This is a genomic window from Anaerococcus sp. Marseille-P3625 (assembly GCF_900232825.1).
GTDB lineage: Bacteria > Bacillota > Clostridia > Tissierellales > Peptoniphilaceae > Anaerococcus.
The window spans coordinates 1-1,764 of the sequence record NZ_OCTP01000001.1; the positions used below are offsets into that span (position 1 = coordinate 1).

At 30.4% G+C, this 1,764-nt stretch carries 1 protein-coding gene and 2 pseudogenes; all 3 read left to right on the forward strand.

What is annotated here, in order from left to right; translation table 11 throughout:
* Window positions 1-189: pseudogene (locus tag CS884_RS00005) on the forward strand (DNA topoisomerase III); the annotation flags it as partial.
* Entirely contained in the window at window positions 182-1,147 is a 966-nt protein-coding gene (locus tag CS884_RS00010) for a DNA cytosine methyltransferase (protein ID WP_036757767.1), read from the forward strand. The pseudogene CS884_RS00005 and the gene CS884_RS00010, both read left to right, overlap by 8 nt.
* Window positions 1,134-1,764: pseudogene (locus tag CS884_RS00015) on the forward strand (DNA helicase); the annotation flags it as partial. The gene CS884_RS00010 and the pseudogene CS884_RS00015, both read left to right, overlap by 14 nt.

The following is a 1,764-nucleotide window of genomic DNA, read 5'->3' on the forward strand; positions in this document are numbered from 1 at the left end:
ACAGAAAAAGGCAATAGACTTGTATCGATTGTAGAGGATAAGTTTAAGTCGGCAGAAACAACTTCTGAATGGGAAATGAAACTTGCAAAGATTAGCTCTGGCGAAGTAGATAAAGAAGACTTTTTAAAAGAAATTAAAGATAGTATAAGGGGGCTTGTAGATAGGTACAAGAATAATCTAAATGAATAAGGTAAAAATATTAGAGCTTTTCGGTGGCATAGGTGCTATTAGAAAGGCTTTTATTAATTTAAAGATACCTTATGAAGTTGTTGATTATGTAGAAATAGATAAGGCTTGTGTTAAATCATATAATGAACTTTATGGAGAAGATTATAAGCCAAAATCAGTAGTAGGATATAAAGTACCTAATGAGAATATAGACTTAATAATGCATGGAAGTCCTTGCCAAGACTTTTCAAGAATTGGAAAAAAGCAGGGAGGAGTGAAAAACTCAGGCACTAGATCAAGCTTACTATTTGAAACAATTAGAATAATCAAAGAAATGAAAGATAAACCTAAATGGATAATTTGGGAAAATGTAAAGGGAGTCCTTGATAGAAATATGAGGGACTCCTTTTTTATTTATCTAAAAGAGCTAGAAAACCTTGGATATGAAAGCAAATATGAAATCTTAAATGCAATGGACTTTGGGATACCTCAAAAAAGAGAAAGGATATTTGTTGTTTCGTGTCTTGGAGCAAATAACTTTTCTTTTAATAAATTGGAGAGGAAAGAAACAAGATCACTAAGTGAATTTTTAGAAAAGGATGTAAGTGAACTTTACACAATGACCCAACCTTATATGCTGAAATTTTTAAATAAAGGCATAGATAATAGTTTTAGAGGGCGACTAAAAGTGATTAAAGATTTTTCTTATACTATTTCTACAAAACAGATGAGAGTACCTAATTCTGGAATAATAGATATTGGAAATGGTAAATATAGGTATTTAACAGAAAGAGAATGTTTAAGACTCATGGGTTTTGATGACATTGATATTAACAAACTAGAAGAAGCACATCCAAGAAGAAAAAATTGTACTTCAAGCAAGCTTTATAAGCAGGCCGGCAATTCTATTGTGGTTGATGTTTTAATGGCTATTATAAAAGAAATTCATAGAATGGAGGTAGGAAATGCAAGTAAATGATTTTAAGAATATACAAGAAGCAATAAAGTATGAAGTGTTACAAGATGAAAAAGAGTATTTAAAACTCTTAAAGGTTATAGGTAACAATCAAAAATATGATTTTTCTAGCCAACTAAGTATATATAACAAAGAACCTGAAGCTAGAGCTTGTGCGACTTTTGATATGTGGAAAAAATATTTTGGTCGAGTTGTTATGAGAGGTCAAAAGGGTATTCCAACTTTAGTTGGAAGTGATGTAAATCAAAGAATTTCATATATTTTCGATATTAGTCAGACCACATCAATGGATAGGAATATTAATGAGGTTAGCTTATGGCAGTTTGATCACGAAAATCATAAGGAGGCTTTAAAAGAAATAATAAGAGATTCTTCATTTGAAGCTAGTGATTCACTCAATGAAAATATATTTTCTTTGAGCCGAATTTATGGAGATGAATACATTAATTTGGCACTTGCTGATTTGAGAATAGATATAGAGGATAGACTAAGTTTTGAAAAGTTTATGAGAGACTCAATATCCTATGCGGTAGCTAATAGGTTTAATACAGTTTATCCTATGGATATGGAAAATTTAAAAAATAATTTTTCGAGGATTAATACAATTTCTTTAGAGCAGA